Annotated in this window: 2 protein-coding genes; both read right to left on the bottom strand. The window is 44.4% G+C overall.

From position 1 onward, the window contains the following. The coding region (cobT, locus tag CXF78_RS15180) for a nicotinate-nucleotide--dimethylbenzimidazole phosphoribosyltransferase (protein WP_102037263.1) at positions 1–839 on the bottom strand (839 nt) is incomplete at its 3' end. Positions 840–968: 129 nt separating this feature from the next. Further along, positions 969–2,033 (bottom strand): FecCD family ABC transporter permease, encoded by a 1,065-nt coding sequence (locus tag CXF78_RS15185; RefSeq protein WP_041413408.1) that lies wholly within the window; start codon positions 2,031–2,033, stop codon positions 969–971. Positions 2,034–2,066 lie beyond the last annotated feature (33 nt).

Here is a 2,066-nt window from a genome sequence, read left to right on the forward strand (position 1 = left end):
GGAGATAATTTTACCGCAACTAATGCTGCAGCAGTAGCGATAAAACCATCAATCACCACTAATATTTTTTGTTCCGCAGCTGCCAGTATCGCCCCGGTCATTTGCACTATTTCAAAACCGCCAACGTGAGCCAAAATAGCTTCAGGAGAAACTAACTCATGTTGATGTAAATCAAGTGCTTGGTTAATGAGTTTTGTTTTAATAACCAAGGTTGCATCATCAATTCCCGTGCCTCTACCAACACATTGCTCAACATCAATATTGAGCATAGCTGACATTACCGCAGTCGCAGCAGAAGTATTGCCGATACCCATTTCACCTAAAGCAATTAAATTACAACCGGCATCAACATGGCGAGCAACCAACTGTCGAGCAAATTCAAACCCTTGGACGACTTTTTCAAGTGGCATAGCCGCCGCTAAATGCATTGCTTTAGTTCCTGCGCCTAAGCGTTGGTCGATAACATTTTCTTGGCCTGTAAGCGGTTGTAATATTCCGCAATCGATAATTTCAAGCTCAAACCCAACTTGGCGACAAAACACATTAATTGCCGCGCCGCCTTGGACAAAATTATGCACCATTTGAGTGGTCACTTCGCTTGGCGCAATCGACACGCCGTAAGCTGCAATACCATGGTCGGCAGCAAACACTAACATCGTTGGCTTAGTGATTTGCAGCGGTGTGCTTAACGACTGTTTATCGCCGCTGTACTGCACCCGAGCAATCTGTAGCGCCAACGATTCTAGTTGCCCTAACGCCCCTAATGGTTTGGTTTTTTGATTAATCTTATGTTGAATATTGGTATCAACATCTGACTTAATAGCTTCTATAACAAACATGAAAACTCCAGCAATTTTGGCAGATAAATTCAATATGATGTATTGCAGCACTCATCCAATTCTTATAAAAGTACCTCTCTAAACGCTTATTAAAGTGATTAGAGAAGTACTTATCAAAAGGCTTAGCGTTTAACGGCGTTGACGCAAAATAAACAAGAAAAATACGCTGCCCAATGCAGCAGTAATAATGCCGACAGGCAATTCTTGGTTAAATAAAATGCATCGTGCTATCACGTCAATCCACACCATAAATAAGCCACCCAACATCGCGGTTAAGATCATCGGCTGACGTCCGGAAAATAATAGCCTAACCGTATGCGGGATCATCAAACCAACAAAACCAATGCCACCACAAGTTGCCACCAACATTGCCGTAATAAGCGAACACAGTAACAACATACTTAAGCGCAATTTTGCGACATTTATTCCTAATGTATGAGCCGTTTCATCACCCGCTTGCAGCGCCATAATTTGCCGCCTGAATGCCAACATAACCAATAAACTAACCCCTACCGTCACACTGGGTAAGAGTAAATTAGACCAACTAGCTTTAGCAAAACTGCCTAAGCTCCAAAACAGAACTGATGCCGCAGCCTGTGGAGTCGAAAAATACAACAGTAAGCTGGTCAATGCCCCAAATAGAAACGACGTTGCCACACCAGACAGCAACATACGTTCAACCTGGCTACTTCGACCTGGTCCCGATAACATAAATACCACCAGCACCGATAAACTGGCGCCGATGAATGCTCCTATCGGTATACTTAATGTCGACCAAGACCACCAAGGTTGTGCGGTAAAGCTTGGCGCTATGGTCAATACTCCAGAAAACATCTCGGCAAATAAACCGGTTTGGCTGAATAACGACACCACCAACACCGCACCAAATGACGCCCCGGAGCTAATGCCAAATAAATACGGGTCGGCTAACGGATTGCGGGTCACTGTTTGTAAAACACTGCCAGCTATAGATAACCCTGCGCCAGCCACAAAGGCCAACAAAATTCGCGGTAAGCGTAATTCAAGCACAATACGTTGGGTTATCGTCACCGCATGTTCACTGCCATCAATCGCACTCGGCATGTCGCCGCCTAATAGGGTATTAAATATCATTAATACGTCATTAAGATGAATGTTGGCCGCCCCAAAACTGGCGGCAAATATCGGGGTAAGCAGTGTAGCCAATACCAACAGACTGAAACAAACATAGTAGCGACGTTGCGATGC

Origin of the sequence: Shewanella sp. 11B5 (assembly GCF_002836795.1) — a bacterium.
GTDB classification, from domain to species: domain Bacteria; phylum Pseudomonadota; class Gammaproteobacteria; order Enterobacterales; family Shewanellaceae; genus Shewanella; species Shewanella frigidimarina.